Origin of the sequence: Lysinibacillus sp. RC79, assembly GCF_041262405.1 — a bacterium.
GTDB lineage: Bacteria > Bacillota > Bacilli > Bacillales_A > Planococcaceae > Lysinibacillus.
The window spans coordinates 136,175-158,631 of sequence record NZ_JBGCCD010000006.1 but is presented as its reverse complement, the minus strand read 5'-3'; the positions used below and the strand labels follow the sequence as shown (position 1 = coordinate 158,631).

General features: G+C 37.1%; 18 protein-coding genes. 4 read left to right on the top strand and 14 right to left on the bottom strand.

The features are described from left to right. Positions 1-9 precede the first annotated feature (9 nt). The 3 genes from ABH968_RS08445 to pdxR all read right to left on the bottom strand — a co-directional run bounded on the left by ABH968_RS08445 (position 10) and on the right by pdxR (position 5,492). The gene (locus ABH968_RS08445) at positions 10-1,896 is read right to left on the bottom strand and encodes an ABC-F family ATP-binding cassette domain-containing protein (protein WP_370043584.1); all 1,887 of its coding nucleotides are present in this window, start codon (positions 1,894-1,896) and stop codon (positions 10-12) included. Positions 1,897-2,226: 330 nt separating this feature from the next. After that, positions 2,227-3,651: an anion permease gene (locus ABH968_RS08440; RefSeq protein ID WP_370043583.1), complete on the bottom strand. Its 1,425-nt coding sequence runs from the start codon at positions 3,649-3,651 to the stop codon at positions 2,227-2,229. Between the two features lie 386 nt (positions 3,652-4,037). Beyond that, positions 4,038-5,492: a MocR-like pyridoxine biosynthesis transcription factor PdxR gene (pdxR, locus tag ABH968_RS08435; RefSeq protein ID WP_370043582.1), complete on the bottom strand. Its 1,455-nt coding sequence runs from the start codon at positions 5,490-5,492 to the stop codon at positions 4,038-4,040. Between the two features lie 105 nt (positions 5,493-5,597). On the opposite strand from pdxR, the gene ABH968_RS08430 reads away from it, so the two are divergent. Beyond that, a complete protein-coding gene (locus tag ABH968_RS08430) occupies positions 5,598-7,013 on the top strand; it encodes a pyridoxal phosphate-dependent decarboxylase family protein (RefSeq protein ID WP_370043580.1) in 1,416 nt (471 codons plus the stop codon). Positions 7,014-7,363: 350 nt separating this feature from the next. Here the strand turns inward: ABH968_RS08430 and ABH968_RS08425 are convergent, their stop codons facing one another. The 7 genes from ABH968_RS08425 to ABH968_RS08395 all read right to left on the bottom strand — a co-directional run bounded on the left by ABH968_RS08425 (position 7,364) and on the right by ABH968_RS08395 (position 16,125). Beyond that, positions 7,364-7,978: an HD domain-containing protein gene (locus tag ABH968_RS08425; protein ID WP_370043579.1), complete on the bottom strand. Its 615-nt coding sequence runs from the start codon at positions 7,976-7,978 to the stop codon at positions 7,364-7,366. 895 nt (positions 7,979-8,873) lie between these two features. Further along, the gene (locus ABH968_RS08420) at positions 8,874-9,206 is read right to left on the bottom strand and encodes an RpnC/YadD family protein (protein ID WP_370043578.1); all 333 of its coding nucleotides are present in this window, start codon (positions 9,204-9,206) and stop codon (positions 8,874-8,876) included. Continuing rightward, positions 9,193-9,567, bottom strand: a complete 375-nt coding sequence (locus ABH968_RS08415) for a hypothetical protein (protein ID WP_370043577.1) — start codon at positions 9,565-9,567, stop codon at positions 9,193-9,195. Before ABH968_RS08415 ends, ABH968_RS08420 begins: the two co-directional genes overlap by 14 nt. Before the next feature lie 112 nt (positions 9,568-9,679). After that, the gene (locus ABH968_RS08410; protein WP_370043575.1) at positions 9,680-10,726 is read right to left on the bottom strand and encodes an S-methyl thiohydantoin desulfurase domain-containing protein; all 1,047 of its coding nucleotides are present in this window, start codon (positions 10,724-10,726) and stop codon (positions 9,680-9,682) included. Positions 10,727-10,739: 13 nt separating this feature from the next. After that, positions 10,740-12,314: an OPT/YSL family transporter gene (locus ABH968_RS08405; protein ID WP_370043573.1), complete on the bottom strand. Its 1,575-nt coding sequence runs from the start codon at positions 12,312-12,314 to the stop codon at positions 10,740-10,742. A 91-nt stretch (positions 12,315-12,405) separates the two neighbouring features. Further along, positions 12,406-14,085, bottom strand: coding sequence for a hydantoinase B/oxoprolinase family protein (locus ABH968_RS08400; protein WP_370043572.1), 1,680 nt, complete (start codon positions 14,083-14,085; stop codon positions 12,406-12,408). Positions 14,086-14,088: 3 nt separating this feature from the next. Next, a complete protein-coding gene (locus ABH968_RS08395; RefSeq protein WP_370043571.1) occupies positions 14,089-16,125 on the bottom strand; it encodes a hydantoinase/oxoprolinase family protein in 2,037 nt (678 codons plus the stop codon). A gap of 319 nt (positions 16,126-16,444) precedes the next feature. On the opposite strand from ABH968_RS08395, the gene ABH968_RS08390 reads away from it, so the two are divergent. Beyond that, the gene (locus tag ABH968_RS08390; RefSeq protein WP_370043570.1) at positions 16,445-16,669 is read left to right on the top strand and encodes a hypothetical protein; all 225 of its coding nucleotides are present in this window, start codon (positions 16,445-16,447) and stop codon (positions 16,667-16,669) included. A gap of 62 nt (positions 16,670-16,731) precedes the next feature. Here the strand turns inward: ABH968_RS08390 and ABH968_RS08385 are convergent, their stop codons facing one another. Continuing rightward, complete coding sequence (locus ABH968_RS08385; RefSeq protein ID WP_370043569.1) at positions 16,732-18,411, bottom strand: formate--tetrahydrofolate ligase; 1,680 nt, start codon at positions 18,409-18,411, stop codon at positions 16,732-16,734. A gap of 214 nt (positions 18,412-18,625) precedes the next feature. On the opposite strand from ABH968_RS08385, the gene ABH968_RS08380 reads away from it, so the two are divergent. Beyond that, complete coding sequence (locus tag ABH968_RS08380) at positions 18,626-18,826, top strand: cold-shock protein (protein ID WP_079560081.1); 201 nt, start codon at positions 18,626-18,628, stop codon at positions 18,824-18,826. A gap of 92 nt (positions 18,827-18,918) precedes the next feature. Here ABH968_RS08380 and ABH968_RS08375 read toward each other — a convergent pair whose 3' ends face one another. Further along, positions 18,919-19,704, bottom strand: coding sequence for a VOC family protein (locus ABH968_RS08375; protein WP_370043568.1), 786 nt, complete (start codon positions 19,702-19,704; stop codon positions 18,919-18,921). A 552-nt stretch (positions 19,705-20,256) separates the two neighbouring features. Here ABH968_RS08375 and ABH968_RS08370 point away from each other — a divergent pair. Then, positions 20,257-20,745 carry a flavin reductase family protein gene (locus ABH968_RS08370; protein ID WP_370043567.1) on the top strand — a complete coding sequence of 163 codons (489 nt, stop codon included), beginning with the start codon at positions 20,257-20,259 and terminating at the stop codon, positions 20,743-20,745. Positions 20,746-20,998: 253 nt separating this feature from the next. On the opposite strand, the gene ABH968_RS08365 is transcribed toward ABH968_RS08370, so the two are convergent. Next, on the bottom strand, positions 20,999-21,154 hold the full coding sequence (locus ABH968_RS08365) for a YezD family protein (protein WP_370043566.1): 156 nt from the start codon (positions 21,152-21,154) through the stop codon (positions 20,999-21,001). A gap of 364 nt (positions 21,155-21,518) precedes the next feature. Then, positions 21,519-22,193: a phosphopantothenoylcysteine decarboxylase domain-containing protein gene (locus tag ABH968_RS08360; protein WP_370043565.1), complete on the bottom strand. Its 675-nt coding sequence runs from the start codon at positions 22,191-22,193 to the stop codon at positions 21,519-21,521. Positions 22,194-22,457: the final 264 nt, after the last annotated feature.

The following is a 22,457-nucleotide window of genomic DNA, read 5'->3' as shown; positions in this document are numbered from 1 at the left end:
TATCGCTCCTTATCCATTTACGATTTCATCTAAATATGACCATCTTTCAATAAGGTGTTCATATTGTGCATTTAGCTCATCTAGCTTCGCCGTTAATTCCTGTAGCTTTGTAAAATCAGCACCAGCGTTGGCAATACCTTCTTCTGTCTCCATAATCGCTGTTTCCGTCTTTTCTATTTCATCAGCAATCGATTCCCATTCTTTTTGCTCTTTAAAGGATAATTTTTTCTTGTCCGATTTAGGCTTTTCGGTCTTAGGTTTTTCGACTTTTGGCGCTTCTACCTTTACAGCGACTTCCTGTTCACGCTTTTGTAAATATTCACTGTAAATATCAAGCGTCTCATTAACATGTCCAAGACCATCTAAAATCCACAGCTTTTTCGCAATTCGATCTAAGAAAAAGCGATCGTGGGATATAGTTATAACGACTCCAGGGAAATGCTCAATGAAATCCTCGAGCACACCTAATGTTTCAATATCCAAATCATTTGTAGGCTCATCTAGTAACAGTACGTTTGGTTGCTCCATTAATAATCGTAATAAATGCAGACGTTTACGCTCACCACCCGATAATTTACCGATAGGTGTACCGTGCGAATGAAGTGGGAATAAGAAACGTTCGAGCATTTGAGCAGCAGAATAACGTACACCCTCTGCATCTGTGATATCATTTGAAGCTTCGCGGATATATTCAATCATGCGCTCATTTTCATTCATTTTTGGTAGAGTTTGTTTAAAATGCGCTAACTTCACTGTCGAACCAACAAGAATTTCACCAGCATCAGGTGGAAGCTCACCTGCTAGCATGTTCAATAATGTTGATTTTCCTACACCATTTGCTCCGATAATACCGATACGATCGCCCTGCTGTAGTAAAAATGAAAAGTGATCCAGGATTTTTTGATGACCAAAAGCCTTTGAAATATTTTCAGCCTCTAAAACCTTCCGACCGAGACGTGTTGTTGCAAGGCCAATTTCAAGAGAAACATCCTCAGATTTACGCTCCAAGTTATCCTCTAAATGCTCGAAGCGCTGGATACGTGCCTTTTGCTTCGTAGAACGCGCTTTCGCTCCACGACGAATCCATTTTAATTCTGAGCGATAGCGGTTACGGTCTTTTTGTGCGGAGGCTGCTTTCATTTCCTCACGAATAGCACGTGCTTCTAAATAATCCCCATAATTCCCAGTATGTCGGTATAATGTTTGATCAGCTAGCTCGTAAATATGAGTAGACAGCTCATCTAAGAAATAACGATCATGGGTAATAAATATAACTGCTCCCTTTAATCGTAACACCATTTCCTGCAGCCACTCCGTTGACTGCACATCCAAATGGTTGGTAGGCTCGTCCAATAAATAAAGATCTGCCGGCTCAATTAATACTTTAGCTAAAGCAACGCGCTTTTGCTGACCACCTGACAGTGTTAATACTTCTTTATCAAACATTTCAATTCCAAACTTCGTAAGTGCTGTCTTAGCGAGTGCATTGACATCCCATGCCTGCTCCTCATCCATACGATGCTGTAAGCTAAATAAAGTTTTTTGTAAACTTTCTGAAGTCGGATTTAATGCAAGTGCAGCAACCGTTTCCTCATATTCACGATTAAGTTTTAAAATAGGTGAATCCCCTGCAAACACTGCTTGTAACACAGTTTCTCCGCTTTCAAAAGTAGGATCCTGTGGTAAATAAGCTACACGGTATTTATTTGGGCGGTCAACATTCATTGAATCCGCTTCGATTTCACCAGCTAAAATAGAAAGCAATGTGGATTTACCAGTACCATTAATACCAATTAGTCCAGCTCGCTCCCCCTCATAAATCGTAAATTCAATATTTTGAAAGAGCGTTTTATCGCCCACTGTTTTCGTTAGATTTTGTACTATTAAATGACTCATTACACTTGTCCATCTCTTTCATTAGGTGTTGTTTGTGTCCATACTACTTTTAATATGTAGTTTATTATTGATATCCATTTTTATCATAACACCAAATGACAGGTAAACAAAGGACAACAAACTCAGCTTAGCTTTCTAAAAACAGGCCTCCTCCATTAACTGCAAAATGAAGACGAGCGAGGGAATAAACTTTCTACTTCACCTATACTTTTGGTTCATTACCAAAAATCGGGATTTAATGTTGGACTTTCCCTCTTCAAGCTCAATTAAAAATCACAAAAAAATATCCGGATAGAAATTATTTCTATCCGGATACAGAAGCAAATTATTTCACCAATAACCAAGAAGCTTCCACCATAGTCCTCCTACTATAACAAAAATTAGGATAGTAACAACGGAAACTACAAATCCAACTGTCCACCATTTTTTTTGATCAATATAACCTGCACCAAAGAAGACCGGTGCTGGACCAGAACCATAATGAGTAGTGGCGCCAAATAAATTACTAAATGCCGCTAATAATATAGCTGCCAACATGGCAGGTGCTCCTGCTTGCAGCATAACAGATAAAAATGCCGCATACATCGCACTAATATGGGCAGTGGAACTCGCAAAGAAATAATGAGAATAGAAATAGACTAATGCTAATATTAAAACAGCCCATATCCAGCTATACCCGGATACAAGTCCACCAACTTCATTACTAAACCACGGAATCAGTCCTAGTTTGTTCATAAAAGATGCCATCATAAATAGTGTTGCAAACCAGATTAGCGTATCCCATGCTCCTTCTTCCTTTTTAATATCTGCCCATGTTAACACATTTAACAATAACAGCAATGAAAGACCTATAAGAGCTGCTGTAGTGGCACTAATGCCTAGGTAGTCTCCGCCAATCCATAACGACAACACAGCTACAAATACTACAATCATTCGTTTTTCAGAACTTTTCAGTGGACCAAATTCATCCAGTTTCTTTTTAGCGATAGCTGCTGCCTCTGGTGTTTCCTTGATTTGAGGCGGATAGATTTTATAAATAACATAAGGAACAACGATTAAAGCCGTTAATCCAGGGACTATCATGGCTACTGCCCAACCAAACCAAGTAATAGTTACTCCAGCTGAATCACTTGCTAACTTAACAATTAGAGGATTTGCTGCCATGGCTGTCATAAACATAGCAGACGTTATTAAATTCCCTTGAAAGCCTACCTTCAAAAGAAAGGCACCCATCTTACGCTCTGTCCCGTCTTCTGGTCTAGATCCGAAAGTATGAGATAGTGATTGGATGATTGGAAATATTACACCACCAGCACGAGCTGTATTACTAGGAATAGCTGGCGCTAATATCAGGTCACTAGCTAGTAAAGAGTAAGACAGACTTAAAGTTTTTTTCCCAAAAAGACGAACAAATACATAGGCAATTCGTTCTCCTAGTCCCGTTTTAATAAATCCACGAGAAATAAAGAAGGCAATAACAATTAGCCAAATCGTTGAATTGCCAAAACCGCTTAATGTCTCTTCAATGGTTAATGTATTCGTTATGGCAATCATAGCCATAGCAATAAAGGATATAGCTCCCATTGGCAATGGTTTCGTTATAAACCCTATAATTGTCGCAACAAAAATAGCAAACAGATGCCACGCTTTTTCCTCTACTCCTGAAGGTACTGGACAAAACCAGATAGCTACGCCAACAGCAAGGGTAATGAAGAAAGGAACCCATTTGACTGCGCTTTTTGCTTCTTCTTTCATGATGTTAAAACTCCTTTGACGGTTACCCCAATGTATTTAAAAGGAGATTTCTCCCACGATCTAATATGTGAATGAAAAATAGACCTAATTCAAGATCCCCATTGTCGAAAAAACATAAGTAATTATATATGCTTTATGTAATGGATGAAAAGAGTTTTAGCTTATTTCTAAGAAAAAAATGATCTCGATTCAGAAATATTCCCCATTTTGTTAATATTATTGAAAAAAAGATACTTTTTTTATAGCATTTTTAACTATATCAAATACATTAAGGTTAGCATTTGCACTTTCCACGGAAAAGATACTCATATCGTTTAAATTAACTTATATGTGAGAATCAATAATCAATCCTCCTACATTCAGACAGTAAAAAAAGTGAAATCACCTCACTTTCTGTCCTGCAAATACAATGTAATAATCTTACAAAGTTCAATTACTCCTTGTTCAAGCTCTTGATGATTTGGAAAGGAATAACTAATTCTCATATGATTATATTGAGGTTCTCCCGGATAACATGCAGAGCTTGGTAAAAAAGAAATGTTGGATTGCTGTGCTTTGAAAAGTACTTCATCTGTATTTCTATCGTTAGGCAAAGACACCCAAATATTTAAACCTCCTTTAGGCATTACCCAAGTAACCCCTTCAGGCGCATACTTTTCCAACAACTTAATCGTTTGATCTCTTCTTACTTCAAGAGCAATACGTAACTTTTCTAAATGTGTGTTCATTCTATTTGAACTTAAAAAAGGAATAAGCGCCTTTTGTGTTAAAAGTGGGCTCCCTAAATCAGCACTAGATTTTGCCGATAATAGCCGTTGGTGAACTGTCCCATTCGATATAATTGCACCAATTCTACAACTAGGCGCTAAAGCTTTACTAAAACCTTTTAAATAGATAACATGACCATTCATATCTAATGATTTGATAGTTGTTGGTGGTGGATTATCATCAAAATAAATTTCATTCCATGAATCATCCTCAATAATAAGGAAGCTATTGTGTTGAGCGAGTTCTAATAACTCGTTTCTTCTAGCTTCGCTTAAAACAGTACCTGTTGGATTATGAAATGTAGGATTTGTATAAACAAGCTTTGGTTTTTTTGTTAAACATAATGAAGCTAAAATATCGGTCTGCATACCTTCTTCATCCATAGGAATAGGAATAATATGTGCTCCCCGATTTCTAAAAACATCAATTGCCGCTGTATATGTGGGCGCTTCCGTAATAACAATGTCTCCTGGCCCAATAAATGTTCTCGCAACTAAATCAATTCCTTGCTGAACACCATTTGTAATGATGATCTCTTGAGGTCTCGTTTGGATTTGACAATATTGTTGTACATGGTTCCGAATTGCCTCTCGAACTGCGTGGTCTCCTTGGACAGGGCCATAGCGTGCTACAATTTGCGGATCTTCCTGTAAAACCTGAAAAATTTCTTTCGATAGGTATGTTGACGGTAATAGTCCTGGATGAATTGTAGCACTAGATAATTTAATCGAATTTTCAGTTCCCAAATTTAACATGTATTGAGAGCGATGAATATAATCTGGGATAGCTAGTTGCCAATTATAATCGGTCTTACTTTTAGTACCAGTTCTCTGTTTCTTCTCTCTAACAAAAGCGCCCTTCCCATGCTTCAATTGAATATAGCCGTTTTTCTCTAACAATGCATAAGCTTTACTTACAGTAACAAGACTAACTTGATTTTCTTTTGAAAAGTTCCGAATTGACGGCAATTGACTACCTTCCTCTAACAAGCCTGCTCGTATCTTTTCCGATAAATTGTCCGAAATCTGATGAATTAACGATTGATCTGATTGACGATTCAGCTTTATTTTCATAGGTCCTCCCACTGTTATACTCGTTGATTGACTGTTATATATATCACTATATATTGTAAAAAGCGTAAGGCAAGCAAAATGATAAGACAAGGAGATTGGTCAAGTATGAACATAATGAAACATGATCAAGAAATTTTTGACAGTATTTTAAATGAAGTCGTACATCATGCTACTAATTTTTTTAATGACCTTGAAGATAGGGCTGTATCTACTCATTCCTACAATCTACCTAAAAATGAACTTCCCGAAATAGGAAGTGGTTCAAGGGCAGCTCTTGATTTTTTCACTCAAAATTATGCGAAAAGCTTAAGTGGCAGTGCTGGTTCAAGATATTTAGGATTTGTAACGGGCGGTGCTACTCCTGCATCCATCATAGGGGATTGGTTAGTTAGTGTTTATGATCAAAACCTATCAAACTCGAAAGATTCAATCGCTGGATACATTGAATTAGAAACGATTGATATGTTAAAAGAATTATTTTTGTTAAGTAATGACTATAGTGGTACCTTCGTAAGTGGGGCCACAATGGCTAATTTCGTAGGTCTTGCTCAAGCAAGAGAATGGATTGCACAACACTATGGAAAAAGCACTTCTATTGATGGTTTATACGATATTCCCCAGATTAAAATAGTGAGTGGTACACCACATTCAAGTATTTTCAAAGCAACCGCTATGCTAGGTATAGGTAGGAAATCTATTCATCAAATTCCCTGTCAGGAAAATCGTGAAGCTATTGATATAACTAAATTACAGGAATATCTTGAACTCCATAAAAATGAACCATGTATTATCGTAGCGAATGCTGGAACGGTTAATACTGTAGACTTTGATGATTTAGTTGCCATCGGAAAATTAAAAACTCAATATAACTTCTGGTTACATGTCGATGCTGCATTTGGCGGTTTTGCAGCTTGTTCTCCACTATATAGAGAATTAATAGAAGGAATGAACTATGCTGACTCAATTACGATTGATGCACATAAATGGCTAAATGTGCCCTACGACTCTGCTATGCAATTTACTCGTCATCAACAGCTGCAGGTGGCAGTGTTTCAAAATAATGCTGCCTATTTAGGAGGCTCGATTGAAAATCCAGATTTTTTTGATCTGACACCCGAAAACTCTCGACGATTCCGTGCTCTACCTGCATGGTTTACGTTAAAAGCATATGGCAAAAAGGGGTACCAACATCTTATTGAGGAAAATGTAAAGCTAGCTAAACAGCTTGGACAAAAAATAGACGATAGTCAATACTTTAAGCTTCTTTCTCCAGTAAGATTAAATGTCGTATGCTTTTCTTTAAATAAAGAATCCATAACGACTGAAATGAACAATCATTTTCTTTCTAATTTAAATCAGCAAGGAAATGTCTTCATGACACCAACTATTTATAATGGAGTTCCTGCAATCCGTGCTGCCTTTAGCAATTGGCGTACAGAAGAAAAAGATATAGCTATTATATGGGAAGCGTTATTATCAACTGTTCAAGATTTCGAATCACAGCTTATAGAAGACGTATAGAGCTTTCCGATTATGATTTTCTTCAATTAATAACAACGTTAGAGAGTAAGATGAAAGCTGGAGAACATTTTTTCTATAGGAAGGGATGATTTTGAAGATTTCACAGTATGTTTTGTTATCAAAATACTAATACCTTAAAGGTCAGTAATAAAGTAGCGGTAGGGTTTTATAGTTATGGTACCATTGCAGACTCATATCCTTCTCGAGCGGTAGCCGAAAAAATTGAAGTAAAAACAACGTACATGTTTTGTTATTTATTCTCCTTCCATAGTAAATGAATCAACATTTTTCAGCCCTAAAAAACCGTTGTCTATTGAAATAGACAACGGTTTTTTTAGTAGCATGAGTAGTTACTCACCTATTTCATTTTGTAATTGCTCTAAAAACTGTACCATAAATTGATGGCGCTCTTCAGCCATTTGCTTGCCCTTTTCTGTAATCATTAAATCCTTCAGCAATAATAACTTCTCATAAAAATGTGTAACTGAGGATGTATTTTTACGACGATACTCCTCCTCTGTCATATCCGTACGTGCATCCTCTTCCTTATCGTAAAGTTTTCGACCCTTAGCCCCACCATAAGCAAACGTGCGTGCAATACCGATTGCCCCAATCGCATCTAAGCGATCTGCATCTCGCACTATTTTTGCTTCGGTAGAAGTTGCTTCTAGCTCATTGCCACCATTAAACGATACTTGTGCGATGCAATCTCGAATATGTTGCTTTTTCTCCTCGCTTAAAGACAGCTCGGCAATTAGTTTATTTTCTTGCTCTTTGCTATCGGTATACTTTTTATCACTTACATCATGCAAAAGCACAGCAATTTTCACGACTTCTGCATCGGCTTCCGGCTCTGTAAATAATATCATTAATGCATTTTGATAAACACGTTCAATGTGTTGAAAATCATGACTAGCATCAAATTGCTCATAAATATCTCGTACTTTGTTCATTAAATTGTTCATATTCTTTGTTCAGTCCCTTCATATTTTATTATACTGTATTGCTTAGAATAGTTAGTAGTTATGTAATCTCTTCGCTCACAAAAAAAAACACACGGAAAGGTGTTTTCAATTGACTAATTTTTCAGAATATTGTAAGATGAATATACAGAACAACTATCTTTGTTCTGTAAGCTCACTATTTCAGTGTTGTACAAGAACTATGTTTTGACAAATTTAACAACTTCAGCGGGATTACAATTGAATATTGTGTTGAAAGATGACGTGCTTATAGAGTAAAGCAATCATCTAAAAAAAACAAATAAAAGTGAACACTTTCCCTTAGAAATTCTTTGTTTTAATCCGCATAGTGAATGTACATGACGAAATAAGTGAACAAACAGTTAGCCTGTTTTCACGACCAAGAAGGCTTTGACCAAATGTCGCAAACGTGTGATATTTTTATCATTAATTGTTGTTACCTTCTTTTATTCATTATCTTGAATATGTGTGAACGTAACTCCTCCCATTAGTGGCAAATAGTACACCAATTTCTTGCCAACATATGCGAAAAGCTGAATCATTAGAGTCGTGCTAACAAAACTAGAGAATTCTTTTTTAGGCAATATTTTTTCCGAATTTCATTTAAGCCGTATATGAAGTATTAAGTTATGAAGGAAGTAGGAACGATAGTTATGTTATGTAATACCAACCCGCTGAAGAAACAATAAAAGCTGCCCATCTTATTTATTGTAGATGATGGCAGCTTTTATTGTTTTTTCAATTTCCATATTAAAGACATATATCTCCTATCTCCCTTTTCCCTACTTTATTCTCCATTTTCCTTCTAAGACACACCTAAGGAAAAAATTATTCTGAACACGGGATAAGGACATGACGAGGCTTGTTAACCTTATCGTTATTTATCATCATGCTTTTGAATTAGCCTTTCTTTAATTTCTTCAATACGCTCCACAGATAAGTTTGTTATTTTACGAATAAAATCAATATCCATACCATTCGCTAAAAGTTTGTTAGCAACATCCTCCTTCACTTCTTTTCTTCCTTTTTCTTTTGCTTTTCCTTTTTCTATCCCCTTTTTCTCTGCCATATACTTCACATCCTCTAACTTCGCCGCTTCATCGAGGATATACTTTAAGCGTGATAGATAGGCAATTACTTCTTCCTGTGATAAACTTAGCTCTTCCCAAACAGCGATAGCCTTGTCAACCTTTTCGTTATTTATCTTCACGACTTTGAATTAGCCTTTCTTTGATTTCTTCAATACGCTCCGTAGATAAGCCTGTTATTGTTATTTTACAAATAAAATCAATATCCATTCCATTCGCTAAAAGTTTGTTAGCGGTTTCTTCTTTTTCTTTTTCTATCCCTTTTTCTACTCCCTGTTGCTCTGCCATATACTTTACATCCTCTATCTTTGCCTCTTCGTCAAGGATATACTTTAAGCGAGATTGATAGGCAATAACATCTTCCTGTGATAAACTTAGCTCTTCCCAAACATTAAATGACTGTAATAAATGTTCGTCCTTCATCGCTAGTTCCTCCAATTCACGATAAACATCATTGTACTCGCCACCAACTTCTTGTTTCATAAAAGCCACTTCTTGGATGGTATTTCGACCAGTTCGATTTAAAATCGCATTAAGAAAAATAATGGTTATATGTTTATTTTTTCACTATTTATAGTCGTACATCAGCTACTTTTTATAGAACAGTTCCAATAACCTCCTCCACTTCCTGCAACAATGCCTTATTTTTCATTGTCGTGCTTAAGTTTAAATTACACTGGTCAACTTGAATAACGGCAACACGCATACCTTCTTTAATGCTTGCGCTAGGGACAGGAATCATTTTGTCCACATCGAAAGTCATGATAAGATCCGGAAATTTGGATTGTATGTTACCCTCTTTCGATAAAGTCATATACTCGTTCCAGAAAGTTAAATGAAAATCCTCAACAGTTAATTTGCCTACATCAAAGCCGTTTTCCTTTGTTAATTTATAATCTTTCACTAGGCCAGATACGATGTGAATCCCATTCAATTGACGCATGACATTTTCCAATTTTTCTTCGCTTGTTTGTCCATTTAGGAAGCAATAGCCGAGCTCGATTGCCTCTGAAATTGCATTCGGGGCTCCATGTTCTTTTAAATAGCCAATTGTTACAGGGTTTCGAGTTACCCCTACCAACCCTCCTGCTAATATAGAAGCATTACGAGCTGTCTTTGCTGTGTTTTGTAAATCACCTTCAACAAAGCCACAAATCGCAAAATCATTTTTTCCACCTGCATAAAATTGAACAGTTTTATAATCTTCTAGCTCATGTAAATTTAAGGAGCCCATAATTCCAGTTGGATGGGCTCGTCCATTACAAGGAGCATCAACGACCGGTACGTTCAATAAAACCGATTGTAGCCAGCCGTTAATGGTCGTAATAGCTCCATTTTCGTTCGTAATAACTCCTTTTAATCGATTATCAGTATACACATTCATATTTCTATAGCTCCAGCATAGTTGTTCATTAGAAATATATTGATCGGCCGCTGAAGGGGCTCCAACCATCGCCACACAAGCGACCAAATCTTCATTATTTAATTCCTTTATATCGATTAACTGAGGTGCACCAGTCGCGAATATTTCCTCAACCAGTTTTAAACCTTCCTCTAGAAGGCCTCCTCCACCGCCTCCGAGTATTGCACCCCCATAGACAGCGGCAATACCATCCTCATAAGATAGAACTTTTACCATCATCCATTACTCCTTTCTATTTTCCTATTTTTAAAATTGAAGAGAAGAAACTATATAAAGCATCTCCAGCAATCACCCCAGCTGCAAATACAGTCATTTCAGATTCTCTCTTACCTTTCGTTACATAAGTGAAAATTACGCGAAGTAAAATACCTAGTAAAACAGCCCATCCAGCAATAGGATTGATCAGTAATAAACCCGTCGCAAACAGGATACCCATTTGTCTCTTTGAACCACCGATCAGTTGAATTAATGCGCCTGGTATCGCCCAAATCAATAATTGTTGAGCAACGTTACCTGTCACACCAGATTGAATTGTAGCAGCATACACATGATTTACAGGTGCCACTAAATCTTGTGCAAAATAAGATTGATAAGAAAGTAAAACAACAATGGCAGAAATAGAGAAGGCTAAAATACCAGCGATCATTTGTTGCTTACGACCTTCTTTTTCTAATGCGGGGTCACTACCATGACCACGTAAAATAAAACCCGTTTTCAAATCATAACCCATATCCGCAAAGGCAACTCCTGTTGCTGCACTATATCCAGCTAATAAAGCAAGTGCTGAAGGCGGAAAACCAATCAAAATTCCGACAATAAGCGTTATAAACGCTACTGCAAATGCTGGGAACCAGCCTGCATGCATGGCTGCAATCCCAACAATCAATTCATGTACAAATGCAGCAATTGTTGCGAAAACAACGAAGCCTATCAACATGCCGAAAGACATATGTGATATCAATCCACTCAAAAGTGCGATTAATACAGCAATCAATAAATAAGCAATAAACCCTGCGCCAAAGCCCTGTCTAATTTCCTTTGAATCTTTAGAATATACAAACTTTTCAGTCTTTTTAGCAGATTTCTTATTTAATAAAGTAAAGCCTACTTGGAATAGCGCCACGATTCCGGCTCCAATCATTACACCATGTGGAATATAATATTCGTTTAAATCTACATTAAATAGTTGAAAAGAATAGCCTCTAAGTAAAAGACCAATCCCAAACATTGTAAGCGCCCAAATATTCCCGATAAACGCTACCCCAAAAGCTGACATTGGAATTTTAAGTACAGCTCCCACAATACCAACAAAAACACCACCGATTAGAACCTTTGCATTATTACCGCCTTTATCTCCAGCTTTAATCGCTTCTGCAGTTGCAACCCCTGGCGGCCAAGTACCTGTGGCTGGGAAAATCTTCGTATCGAAAAATTTATATAATAATAAAGCATCAACAAACATCGCTAAAATAACACCAATAAACAATGGTAATACTAAGTTTTCATAACCTAAAACATACGGAATACCAATTGGCAACATTAAACTATTCGCTGCACTAAAGGTTGCAGATGATATCGCCGTTTGAATAATATTTTGTCTATGAACGGATTTGAACTCGATCAGCTTCCCAATAGGAATCCTTCCTAAAATCATCGCAAATATAGCACCAACAATCGATGTATTAGCAGAAATCCCCAAAGTAGTAATCAGTTGTATCCCAATTATTGCACCAATCACAGATGTTAAAACTACCATTAATAGAGTCACAGGTTCTAAAGTTCTAGGATGTAATACTTTATTATTCATTGAGTCAACTCCTATATATTTATAGTTTTGAGATATGGGATTGAAATTGATGAGTAATTTTTATTAACTCTTCAGATAAATATTTTTCCTTTTAAGCATTTTTATAGCCATAGTGCTTTTCTGCTACTTCAAAAGAAATATATTCATTAAACAAGTCTTTTTCTATCGCTTGAATACTGCGCTCTTTTGGATTGCCATACCCTCCACCTGTGGCTGTAACAAGTTCTATTTTGTCTCCTTTTTGCAACTCATAGTTAGCTAGTACACCAACTGGTCCAAGCTTTGTACCATCTTTTTTATGAATCACTAAATAGTTATGTGAGCCTTCCTTTCCACCATTTAAGCCAAATGGTGAAAATTGATGTCTGCCTAAGTTGACAGAGACCTTTTGTCCATCATGATTAACAGTATACACACGACGTACACCTAAACCGCCTCTAAATTTTCCCGCTCCTGCTCCATCGGAATTTAAGCTATATTCATCAATATGAATACCGTATTTTGTCTCCGCAATCTCAACAGGGAGGTTATACGTTTCTCCATCTCCCATACAATATTGTCCACTTTGTCCATCTTTATCATTTGAGGCTCCCCAACCGCCAACAGATGGCTCTACAATTAAGAATGACTCGTCGTTGTCTGGGTTTTTACCTGTTAAAATAAATGTACAAACAGACTGTAAATGTCCCGCTGAAAGTCTTTCTGGTAAGTGAGGTGCAAGTGCTTTCCAGATTAAATCTGCTGCTCCAATGCGTGCCTCAAAATTCATCGAGACTGGGTGTGGTCGTTTGGCAGAAACAATGGAATTCTCATCTGTAATGATTGTTAACCGTTTAAATATACCTTCATTAATCACATCAATATCATCAAGTAACGCTAAAAACATAACTCTCACACTAGCCATTAATCCAAACTCTGAACAATTTACAGGTACATGAACTGCAGGATGTGAGCCTCTAAAGTCACAAATGAATTTCCCATCATTTATCGTCACCTTTACTTTGATAGGGTAAGGTCCGCCTTTTACTGGATCTCCTTCAATAAAGTCTTCTGCATAAAACTCTCCTTTGGGTAATTGTTGTAGCTCATGCTCGACAATCTTTTCACCCTTGTCCAATAATTTTTCAATTGACAACTTAACAGATTCAGCACCGAATTTCTGACAAAGTTCAGTGATTCGTTTTTCACCAGTTTTTAATGCAGCGACTTGTGCGAACATATCTCCGATTGACAGCTCTGGTAAACGAACATTCGTAGATATAATTTCATAGATTGCTTCATTCAACTCCCCTTTCTGATATAGTTTCACTCCTGGCAACTGTAAGCCTTCTTGATAAATTTCATTGGAATTACTCGTAAACGAACCTGGATCCATTCCACCAACTTCTGTCCAATGAGCTTTATTGGCGGAATAAGCGATAATTTCCCCGTTATGGAAGATCGGTAATACTAAACCAACATCTGATAAATGCGATCCTCCTCCTACATATGGATCATTAATAATGATGACATCGCCTTCGTGTAAATTTTCTCCCCACTTAAACTTTTCAATAACATGTTGAACCATTGGACTTAGCATTCCGATAAAGCTTGTCACACCGTTTCCTTGGCTAATTAAATTACCTTGTGCATCTGTTAAACCACAGGCATAATCTAATACCTCATATATCACTGGACTCATTGATGAACGAGCTAAGGCGACAAACATTTCATCTCCAATGGCTAGCAATGAATCCTGAATAATTTCTACTGCAAAAACGTCTTTTTTCATCACTTACTTCCCCTCCATCTCCACAATCATATTTCCATAAGTATCTATTTCAATAGATTGTTTTTCACTTATAACGACCGTAGATGTAGGATTTTCGACAATTGCAGGCCCAAAAATCACATATCCAGGTACTAACTTTTGTTGATCATAAACATTTACTTCTATCCATCCAGTTCCCTTGACATATAGTTGACGTTTCGATTTTATACATGTAGTTACGTCAACGTTAGAGAAATCTAACTCCTTAAATTGAACTGCTTCATCTTTCCCATAAATAGTGAGATGTAAATTTACTAACTCAATTGGAGTATCTAGTAAATCAAAAGAAAACTCCTGTTTATGTTTAAAATGGAATGCTTCCGCTAAATGACTAAGCTCAGCTTCAGTGATTGTGATATTGGATGCGTTCAATTTTACAGCGTGTTCTTGGCCTTTATAGCGTAAATCGTAATTAATCTCAAAAAGATAATGATCTTTTGATAAGGGAGCCTCTGAATAGGCACTTTCAATAGCTATATCGATATTTTTTTGAATATCAGCTATACGATTGTTATCAAAGTCCATTAAATTTGTTTGAATATAATCTTGTCGGTATTCCGTCATCATCATACCTAATGCTGAAAAAACGGATGACCCGTATGGAATAATCACTTTTTTCATGTTCAGTTCTTCCGCTAAATTAATAGCATGTAGTGGACCACCACCACCAAAGGCAACCATTGTAAAATCCTCTGGATTATATCCTTTACGAATAGAAATTAATTTTAGGGCATTTAACATATTAGAATTTGCAATATCTAGAATTCCTTGCGCTGCCTCTTCAGCTGTAACATGAAATGGTTTAGCAATTGATGCAATAAGTGCCTCTTCAATTTTGTTAATAGAAGCCGGATTATCAAAGTTTTCTAATGACAATCTTCCTAAATAGACATTAGCGTCCGTTATGGTCGGTTGCATGTTTCCTAAGTCATAGGCGACAGGTCCTGGGTTAGCTCCGGCAGAATCTGGGCCGACTTTTAATGAGCCAAATTGATCTACTCTAGCGATGGAACCGCCACCATTTCCAATTTCCACAATATCTACGACAGGTGTTTTAATAGGATAGCCTGCAAATTTTTCATTTCTTTCAATATAGTAATCTGTTGTTACATTTACTTTTCCATTTGTTATGAGGGAACATTTCGCAGTCGTTCCACCAACATCAAAAGCGATAATATTGGATTCATTTAAAAGCTCTCCTAGCTTAGCCGCTCCGAACATCCCTGCAACAGGACCAGATTCCACTAGGTTGATTGGCAGCTCCATTGCTTTTTCAAAACTTGTCGTTCCTCCATTCGATTGCATAATATTTAAATGCTCTGTAATGCCGATCGTACTTAATTTTTCTTTTAAGCTTTTTAAATAAGCGTGAGCAATCGGTTTTACATACGAATTTAAGACAGTAGTATTGGTTCTTTCATATTCTCTATATTCTTTAATCGTTTCGCTTGAAAGTGTTATATACACCTCTGGCCAAATTTTTAGAATCTCTTCTTTTAGTTGTGTTTCATGCATAGGGTTTTTGTAGCCATGAATTAATGAAATGGCGATTGCTTCTACACCTATTTCCTTAAATTTATTTACTATTTGACTTACTTCTTCAATGTTTAATGCTTTCAAAACATTTCCTTTATAATCGATTCGCTCATCGATCTCTTGTCTTAAATAGCGCTCCACAAATGGTGTCGGCTTTTTATATTTAAAATTGTATAAATCTGGTCTATTCCCACGAGCAATTTCTAAAACATCACGGAAGCCTTTCGTCGTTATTAATCCGACTTTGCCTCCTTTTCTTTCTGTTAACGTGTTAATAATGACCGTAGAACCATGAATAAAAGATTCGACCAATGAATCTTCCGTTACATGCCTTTCTAATACATTCAGTATGCCATCCTCAAAATGACCTGGAGTCGTATGCCCTTTGTCAAAATGAAGATTCCCTTTTTCATCCGTATACACTAAATCGGTAAAAGTACCGCCAATATCTGTTGCTATTTTCAAGTCTCCACCCTCTTTGTTTCTATTATAGGTACAGTGTTTCCTTTTAAAATTAAATAAATTATATTCAAAGAAGAAAGAAAATTCAATATATTTTTAAATAAATATTAATTTAACAATACATTCATAGTAAAAATCTACAAAACAGATTGGTGTTCCTACTGTTTCTTTAATAAGATTATGAAAAAGATTCTAGCTATTAATCAGAGTCCTAGATATCACAATTTAGATTAACTAAATAGCCTATTTAACCTACTATTCCACTAAAGGATCAGCATACTAAAAAAAGATAACTCATATATTCTAGGATGAGAGGATGATCATGTTGAAAAGTCTGTTAGAAAATGTGGACTTTTTAGAGAACGTATATCAAATATCTATAGCAGTTCTACTCTTATATTCTGTTTTTTCTGTAAGACTTTTTAAAAAATTAAAACGTGAAAGAAAACTTTCTTTTTTTGAATATACAATGTATATAATCATTCGAATTGCAATTTTTTTATGGTTAGCTGCTTTTTCCTTATTGAATATGGCGGATATTAATTAAAAAAGCTGCCCTTTATAATTTAAAGGAGCAGCTTTGTATGTTGTATTTATTTTTTTCTTTTTTTAGAACAATCCTACCGCATGTCCTTCATTATCAACACCCATACGCAAAGCAGCAGGTGCTTTTGGTAAACCTGGCATTGTCATAATATCCCCAGTTAAGCAAACTAGGAAGCCTGCACCAAGTTTAGGAATGACTTCGCGAATAGTGATTGTAAAGCCTTCTGGACGTCCTAACAATTTCGGTTGGTCCGATAATGAGTATTGTGTTTTGGCCATACAAATCGGTAGTACATCCCAGCCGAATTTTTCGATTTGGGCGATTTGCTTTTTCGCTTGGTCGGTAAATTGCACATCTTTCCCACCATAAACTTTTTGCACAATTGTACGTACTTTTTCCTCAATAGATTCAGTTACATCATATAAAGGTGAGAAATTGTTTTCTTCATCAAGAACAGCTAGCACTTGTTCTGCTAAGGCTAAACCACCTTTTCCGCCTTCCTCCCAGACGTTCGTACGAGCAATGCGAACATGCTTCTCTTGACACCAATTTAATACAGCATCAAGTTCTGCCTCTGTATCTGTTATAAAGCGATTAAGCGCAATAATTGGCTCCACACCAAATGTACGAATCGTCTCGACATGCTTCTCTAGGTTTTCAATTCCTTGTAAAAGTGCCTCTACATTTTCGCCAACTAATTCTGTTTTCTCTACACCGCCATGCATTTTTAATGCACGAATCGTCGCTACGATCACAACTGCACTTGGTTTAAAGCCAGCTTTACGCGCTTTAATGTTCATGAATTTTTCAGCGCCTAAATCTGAACCAAAGCCCGCTTCTGTCACAACAATATCGGCTAATTTACGTGCAGTTTGCGTCGCCATAATCGAGTTACAGCCGTGTGCGATGTTGGCAAATGGCCCACCGTGAATAATGGCAGGTGTCCCCTCAAGTGTTTGCACTAAGTTTGGTTTGAAGGCATCTTTTAATAATAATGTTAAGGCACCTTCTACTTGAAGATCACGCACAAATACAGGCTCACGCTCAAATGTATAGCCGATTACGATACTTGCTAAACGTTCACGTAAATCTTCAATACTTGTAGCTAAACAGAAAACTGCCATAATTTCTGATGCAACAGTAATGTCAAAGCCGTCCTCACGTGGCATCCCTTGAACAGGACCACCGAGACCCACAACAACTTTACGAAGGGCGCGATCATTTAAATCCATTACACGCTTCCAAATAATACGGCGAGGGTCAATGTTTAAAGCATTTCCTTGGTGGATATGATTATCAATAAAGGCTGATAATGCATTATTTGCAGTCGTAATTGCATGAAGGTCACCAGTGAAGTGCAAGTTAATATCCTCCATCGGTACAACCTGTGCGTATCCACCACCTGTTGCTCCACCCTTCACACCCATTACAGGGCCGAGTGATGGCTCACGTAAAGCAACAACAACATTTTTATTCAATTGATGAAGTGCATCAGAAAGTCCAACCGTTACAGTTGATTTCCCTTCACCTGCTGGAGTTGGACTAATGGCTGTAACTAATACAACTTTTGCGTCCTCACCATGTGCTGTTATTTTTAATGGATCTATTTTTGCTTTGTAGCCACCATATTGCTCAAGCGCATCCTCAGGGATACCTGCAGCTTTCGCTATTTCTGTAATAGGCTTCATAACTGCTTGACTAGCGATTTCTAGATCTGTTAAAGGTTGTTTTTTCTTTGTCATTTGGCATCCTACTTTCTATGTTGTTATTTTCCATTATAGACTTTTTTGTGAAAGAAATCATAGTTAGTTATACAAGCATTTCGACAATCAATTGACAACTTTGCTCAATTCATGTATGTTCTTAATGGAAATGCATTTTTTCACATTTTCGCAGGTTATGTCACGACTTAATTGATTTAATTCTACATTTCAAGCGCATGGGAGGCGAATGCTTATGCAACAGGGAATCGTAAAGTGGTTCAATAATGAAAAAGGTTATGGCTTTATTGAATGTGATGATGGAGAAGATGTATTTGTACATTTTACGGGAATCCAAGAGGAAGGCTTCCGTACACTTGAAGAAGGTCAAAAGGTATCATTTGATGTAGTGGAAGGTAATCGAGGACCACAGGCATCAAATGTTGTGAAATTTTAATAACAAAGGAGCTGTTCGTTGGATGAACGGCTCCTTTTTTTCAAATGCTCTTAATTGTATTAGCGTTGCTTTATCTTCTAAATACGATAATTTCAGCGATTGATCCAATAAAATGCTCCTGGAAAAACTAGCGTTTCCTTCGTTCTGTCAGTATCCGTAAGTGTAACCCCAAACGGTCCTTCATTTAAATGGCCAAGCGTCATAGTAGCTGCCGCGACTTCGTCATAAAAATCTAGTCGTATATTTGGCAACTGTAAAGAAATAAACTGTTCTTGTTGTTCAGGCTCTGGTAGTTGTAATACTTCCCTCCACAAATTCACAGTAGCTTGCACATCTTTTACATAAAATTGTACAGATTCCATCGCTATTGATTGATTCGTATCAATAGCTCCGTTTACTTTTAATTGTGCAATACGTTCCTCATCTGTATCAGCCCACTCAATCAAAAATGGAAAATCAATTACCTGCTCTGGCATGCCAAAATGCAATAGCTTCCATTCGACTACGGAGCCATCTGGTCTAGTACGACTACAAGCATCAGGTCCATATACATCAAAGCCAAGTGCACGTAAACGTTGTGCCTCTTCCTCGATTTTTTTTGTACGTAATGCAATTCTTGAAAAACCATAGCGCTCGTTTGCACGTTTAAACGTATAATGTAGGGAATAAGGTAGTTTCACTGCATTTTCAAATAAATTACGATCATAAATTGCTATTTGCTCAATATAGTTTAATCCAAAATAGCTTAACGTATTGTACGTCCCCCACATTGTATGTTGACCACCGTTAACTGTATGGATATTACGTTTATTTAAGAAAATCTTTGTATTCTCTGGCGATTGAACTTGATGAACTAGATGGTCAAAATATAAAGTCATGACTAAATCTCCTTTTTTTCTTTATTATATACTTTACCTGTTAGTTTTGTTGGTTTAAAATAAAATTAAGAATATTATAATTATTGAGAAGTTACTATATTTTATGATATCTATTTTTAACTTCTTTCAGCAAATGTCTTTTGTACCGAAAGCGTAGCGACAGGTACAGAAGTCTCCCACCTCTAAAAGTGGTGAGATGAATACGGTTTTAAGTCACTTTTCAGCGGGTGTCAAACATCCACTGAAATAGAGGAACTCAGTCTAAGAACGCCACGTCCTGTGGCAACGACTGAGTGACCAACATCATGGTGGCCCAAAGCCCGCGGATGTCACAGAATCGGAAAGGAGTTCTTAAAGGATGTTAGCCTAAAATCATCGCATCCATGCGATAACGGCTAACTGACCTGCGTCACGCAGGCCTAAGCACAAAGTCGATTCCGGACGCAATTAGCCGAGGCATAATTGATATGCTCGGCAACGAAATGATTTCGGTGCTGATGGTTCATCAAAAAAGATTTTTCATTTCCGTAAATCAATGAAGAGGTGATTAGAATGACAGACAAAGTAGCTGCTTTTAAACTTGTATTAGGTAATTATCCAACAGGCGTTACAGTTGTCACTGCTTGTAATGACGTAAATGAACCTATTGGCTTAACTGTCAATTCCTTTACGTCAATTTCCATAGATCCACTCCTTATTTTATGGTCGCTCGATAAAAAATCACAGCTGCATCCATATTTTACTGCAGCTCAGAAGTTCGCTGTTAATATTTTAGCGAGCAATCAAGAACACTTATGTACGCTATTTTCAAGTAAAATCCCAGATCGATTCGCCCAGGCTAACTGGTCAACCTCTGCTTTAGGTCTACCAGTTTTGCATGATACTGCAGCCATTTTACAATGCAAAATATCTCAGCAAATTGATGCTGGAGATCATACGATATTTATTGGGCAGGTCCTAGAAATTGATGATTCACAGAAGGAACCCTTACTGTATCATCGCAGACATATTGGTGAAATCCCAAAAAGTTTTTATGAATAGGCTATTGCAAGGAAAATATACGCAAAAACAGGGTGATTCATCGTAATCATCCTGTTTTTTGTCGTATTTTCCAGCCCTTTATCGAAATACTAAGTTTGGTTGATGAAAAAGTAATTCTAGGAGTAATCTAATGAAAAGCCCCTTCAAATTCAGTATAAAGGATAGCCTGCTCAGCAGTACCTAAACAAAAAAATGTCCACAAGGAAATAATTTCTGTGGCCTCCAAACATCCGTTCAACTATCGTCATATCGGTTACTTTTTCTGTGGAAATCTTTGCTTTTCAAGTCTGTTAATTTGCACAATGACACCATCTTGAATCGTAACGTGTACTTCTCCAAATTCCAAATTTTGAATTGCCTTTGCAATTGCCTCTAGTTTTTTGTCATCTACCTTTACCTGTTGAGTCATCCGATACACACCTTCTTTTACCATATTTTTTGTACAAAAGAGACCAACACGTCAATCATAGCTCCCTTATCTCTTAGGTAGCTCTGTTGGACTTGACCTACACTATTTGTTATCGAAGCTTCATTTTGGACCAAGTCCTGCACCTCTTTAGATAAGAATATTACGTTTCTTGGAAATAATTCTATAATTCTGAAAACCTATTGTCAATATAAATATTACAAAACCTAGTTGAATACTATGTAATTAAGAAAAAGGAAGTATTTTTTCGTTTAATTTAGTTATAGCAATATGTATCAATATCGTCTTCATGGTACAAAAAAACAAAAACTGTGCAGATAATATTTACCTCTACACAGTTTTTGTTTTAATCATTTTGCAAAACATCCATCAATGCTTTCGCTGTCTTTTGCTTGCCCATAATCTTTATCGGTTCGCCTTGAGCCGGTACAATCCAATGTGGTTCTTCCCCACCATATAAAGACTGTGAGCTATTAGCTACCATAAACTGAGCGTTGGCCGATTCCATTCGTAGACGTGCACGGGACAGTAAAAATTCCTCATCATCTGTTGCCTCAAGTTTAAAGCCCACTAAAGTAACTTTCGGCTGCCACCCTTTTATTTGACCTAAAACTTTAGGTGCCTTTTTAAAGTGAATGATAGGTGGCTCGTCAGATGGCATTTTACCTGTTTCCTCCATTAAGTTCCCCGATTGGTCATATACTTTGTCAATGAGCCAATCAGAACCTGCCGCTGCCATGATAACGATATCCACCTGTTCTTCCTGAACAGCGTGTCGAACTTTCTCGCCTAAATCTTCAATGCCTTCAAATCGAATGGTACGCATTTTATCTTTATTCGTCGGAAGCTGCGCGAAATAACCATGCATATACAAAACGTTTGCCCCAGCCGCTAGAGCCGCTTCAGCTAAATAACAGCCCATCGACCCTTTCGATAAATTCGTATGCCCACGCACACGATCCCATTTTTCAAGTGTTCCCCCACTTGTAATGAGTACAGTCTTACCTCGCAATGTCCCCATACACTCACCTTTTTTCTAATCAATTTCGCCTTGGCGTAATTGTAGCTGTCGCTTTGCTTTCGCTACAGATAAACAATGCGTCCGGATTTTGAATTGTGCCTAGGCCTGCACGAGGGCCGACACGATGTCGGTCATTTCGGTAATGCCACAGGACGTGGCGTTTTTACCGATGCAGGTCAGTTAGCCGTTTTCGCAGGATGCGAAGGTTTTAGGCTAACATCCTTGTATTCATTCCTTTGAAAATCCGTGACATCCGCCGGAGGC

Bases quoted from the DNA above. Each gene is read 5' to 3' on its own strand.
- ABH968_RS08445 (WP_370043584.1), bottom strand. From the start codon at position 1,896: ATGAGTCATTTAATAGTACAAAATCTAACGAAAACAGTGGGCGATAAA.
- ABH968_RS08440 (WP_370043583.1), bottom strand. From the start codon at position 3,651: ATGAAAGAAGAAGCAAAAAGCGCAGTCAAATGGGTTCCTTTCTTCATT.
- pdxR (WP_370043582.1), bottom strand. From the start codon at position 5,492: ATGAAAATAAAGCTGAATCGTCAATCAGATCAATCGTTAATTCATCAG.
- ABH968_RS08430 (WP_370043580.1), top strand. From the start codon at position 5,598: ATGAACATAATGAAACATGATCAAGAAATTTTTGACAGTATTTTAAAT.
- ABH968_RS08425 (WP_370043579.1), bottom strand. From the start codon at position 7,978: ATGAACAATTTAATGAACAAAGTACGAGATATTTATGAGCAATTTGAT.
- ABH968_RS08415 (WP_370043577.1), bottom strand. From the start codon at position 9,567: ATGAAACAAGAAGTTGGTGGCGAGTACAATGATGTTTATCGTGAATTG.
- ABH968_RS08410 (WP_370043575.1), bottom strand. From the start codon at position 10,726: ATGATGGTAAAAGTTCTATCTTATGAGGATGGTATTGCCGCTGTCTAT.
- ABH968_RS08405 (WP_370043573.1), bottom strand. From the start codon at position 12,314: ATGAATAATAAAGTATTACATCCTAGAACTTTAGAACCTGTGACTCTA.
- ABH968_RS08400 (WP_370043572.1), bottom strand. From the start codon at position 14,085: ATGAAAAAAGACGTTTTTGCAGTAGAAATTATTCAGGATTCATTGCTA.
- ABH968_RS08390 (WP_370043570.1), top strand. From the start codon at position 16,445: ATGTTGAAAAGTCTGTTAGAAAATGTGGACTTTTTAGAGAACGTATAT.
- ABH968_RS08385 (WP_370043569.1), bottom strand. From the start codon at position 18,411: ATGACAAAGAAAAAACAACCTTTAACAGATCTAGAAATCGCTAGTCAA.
- ABH968_RS08380 (WP_079560081.1), top strand. From the start codon at position 18,626: ATGCAACAGGGAATCGTAAAGTGGTTCAATAATGAAAAAGGTTATGGC.
- ABH968_RS08375 (WP_370043568.1), bottom strand. From the start codon at position 19,704: ATGACTTTATATTTTGACCATCTAGTTCATCAAGTTCAATCGCCAGAG.
- ABH968_RS08370 (WP_370043567.1), top strand. From the start codon at position 20,257: ATGACAGACAAAGTAGCTGCTTTTAAACTTGTATTAGGTAATTATCCA.
- ABH968_RS08365 (WP_370043566.1), bottom strand. From the start codon at position 21,154: ATGACTCAACAGGTAAAGGTAGATGACAAAAAACTAGAGGCAATTGCA.
- ABH968_RS08360 (WP_370043565.1), bottom strand. From the start codon at position 22,193: ATGGGGACATTGCGAGGTAAGACTGTACTCATTACAAGTGGGGGAACA.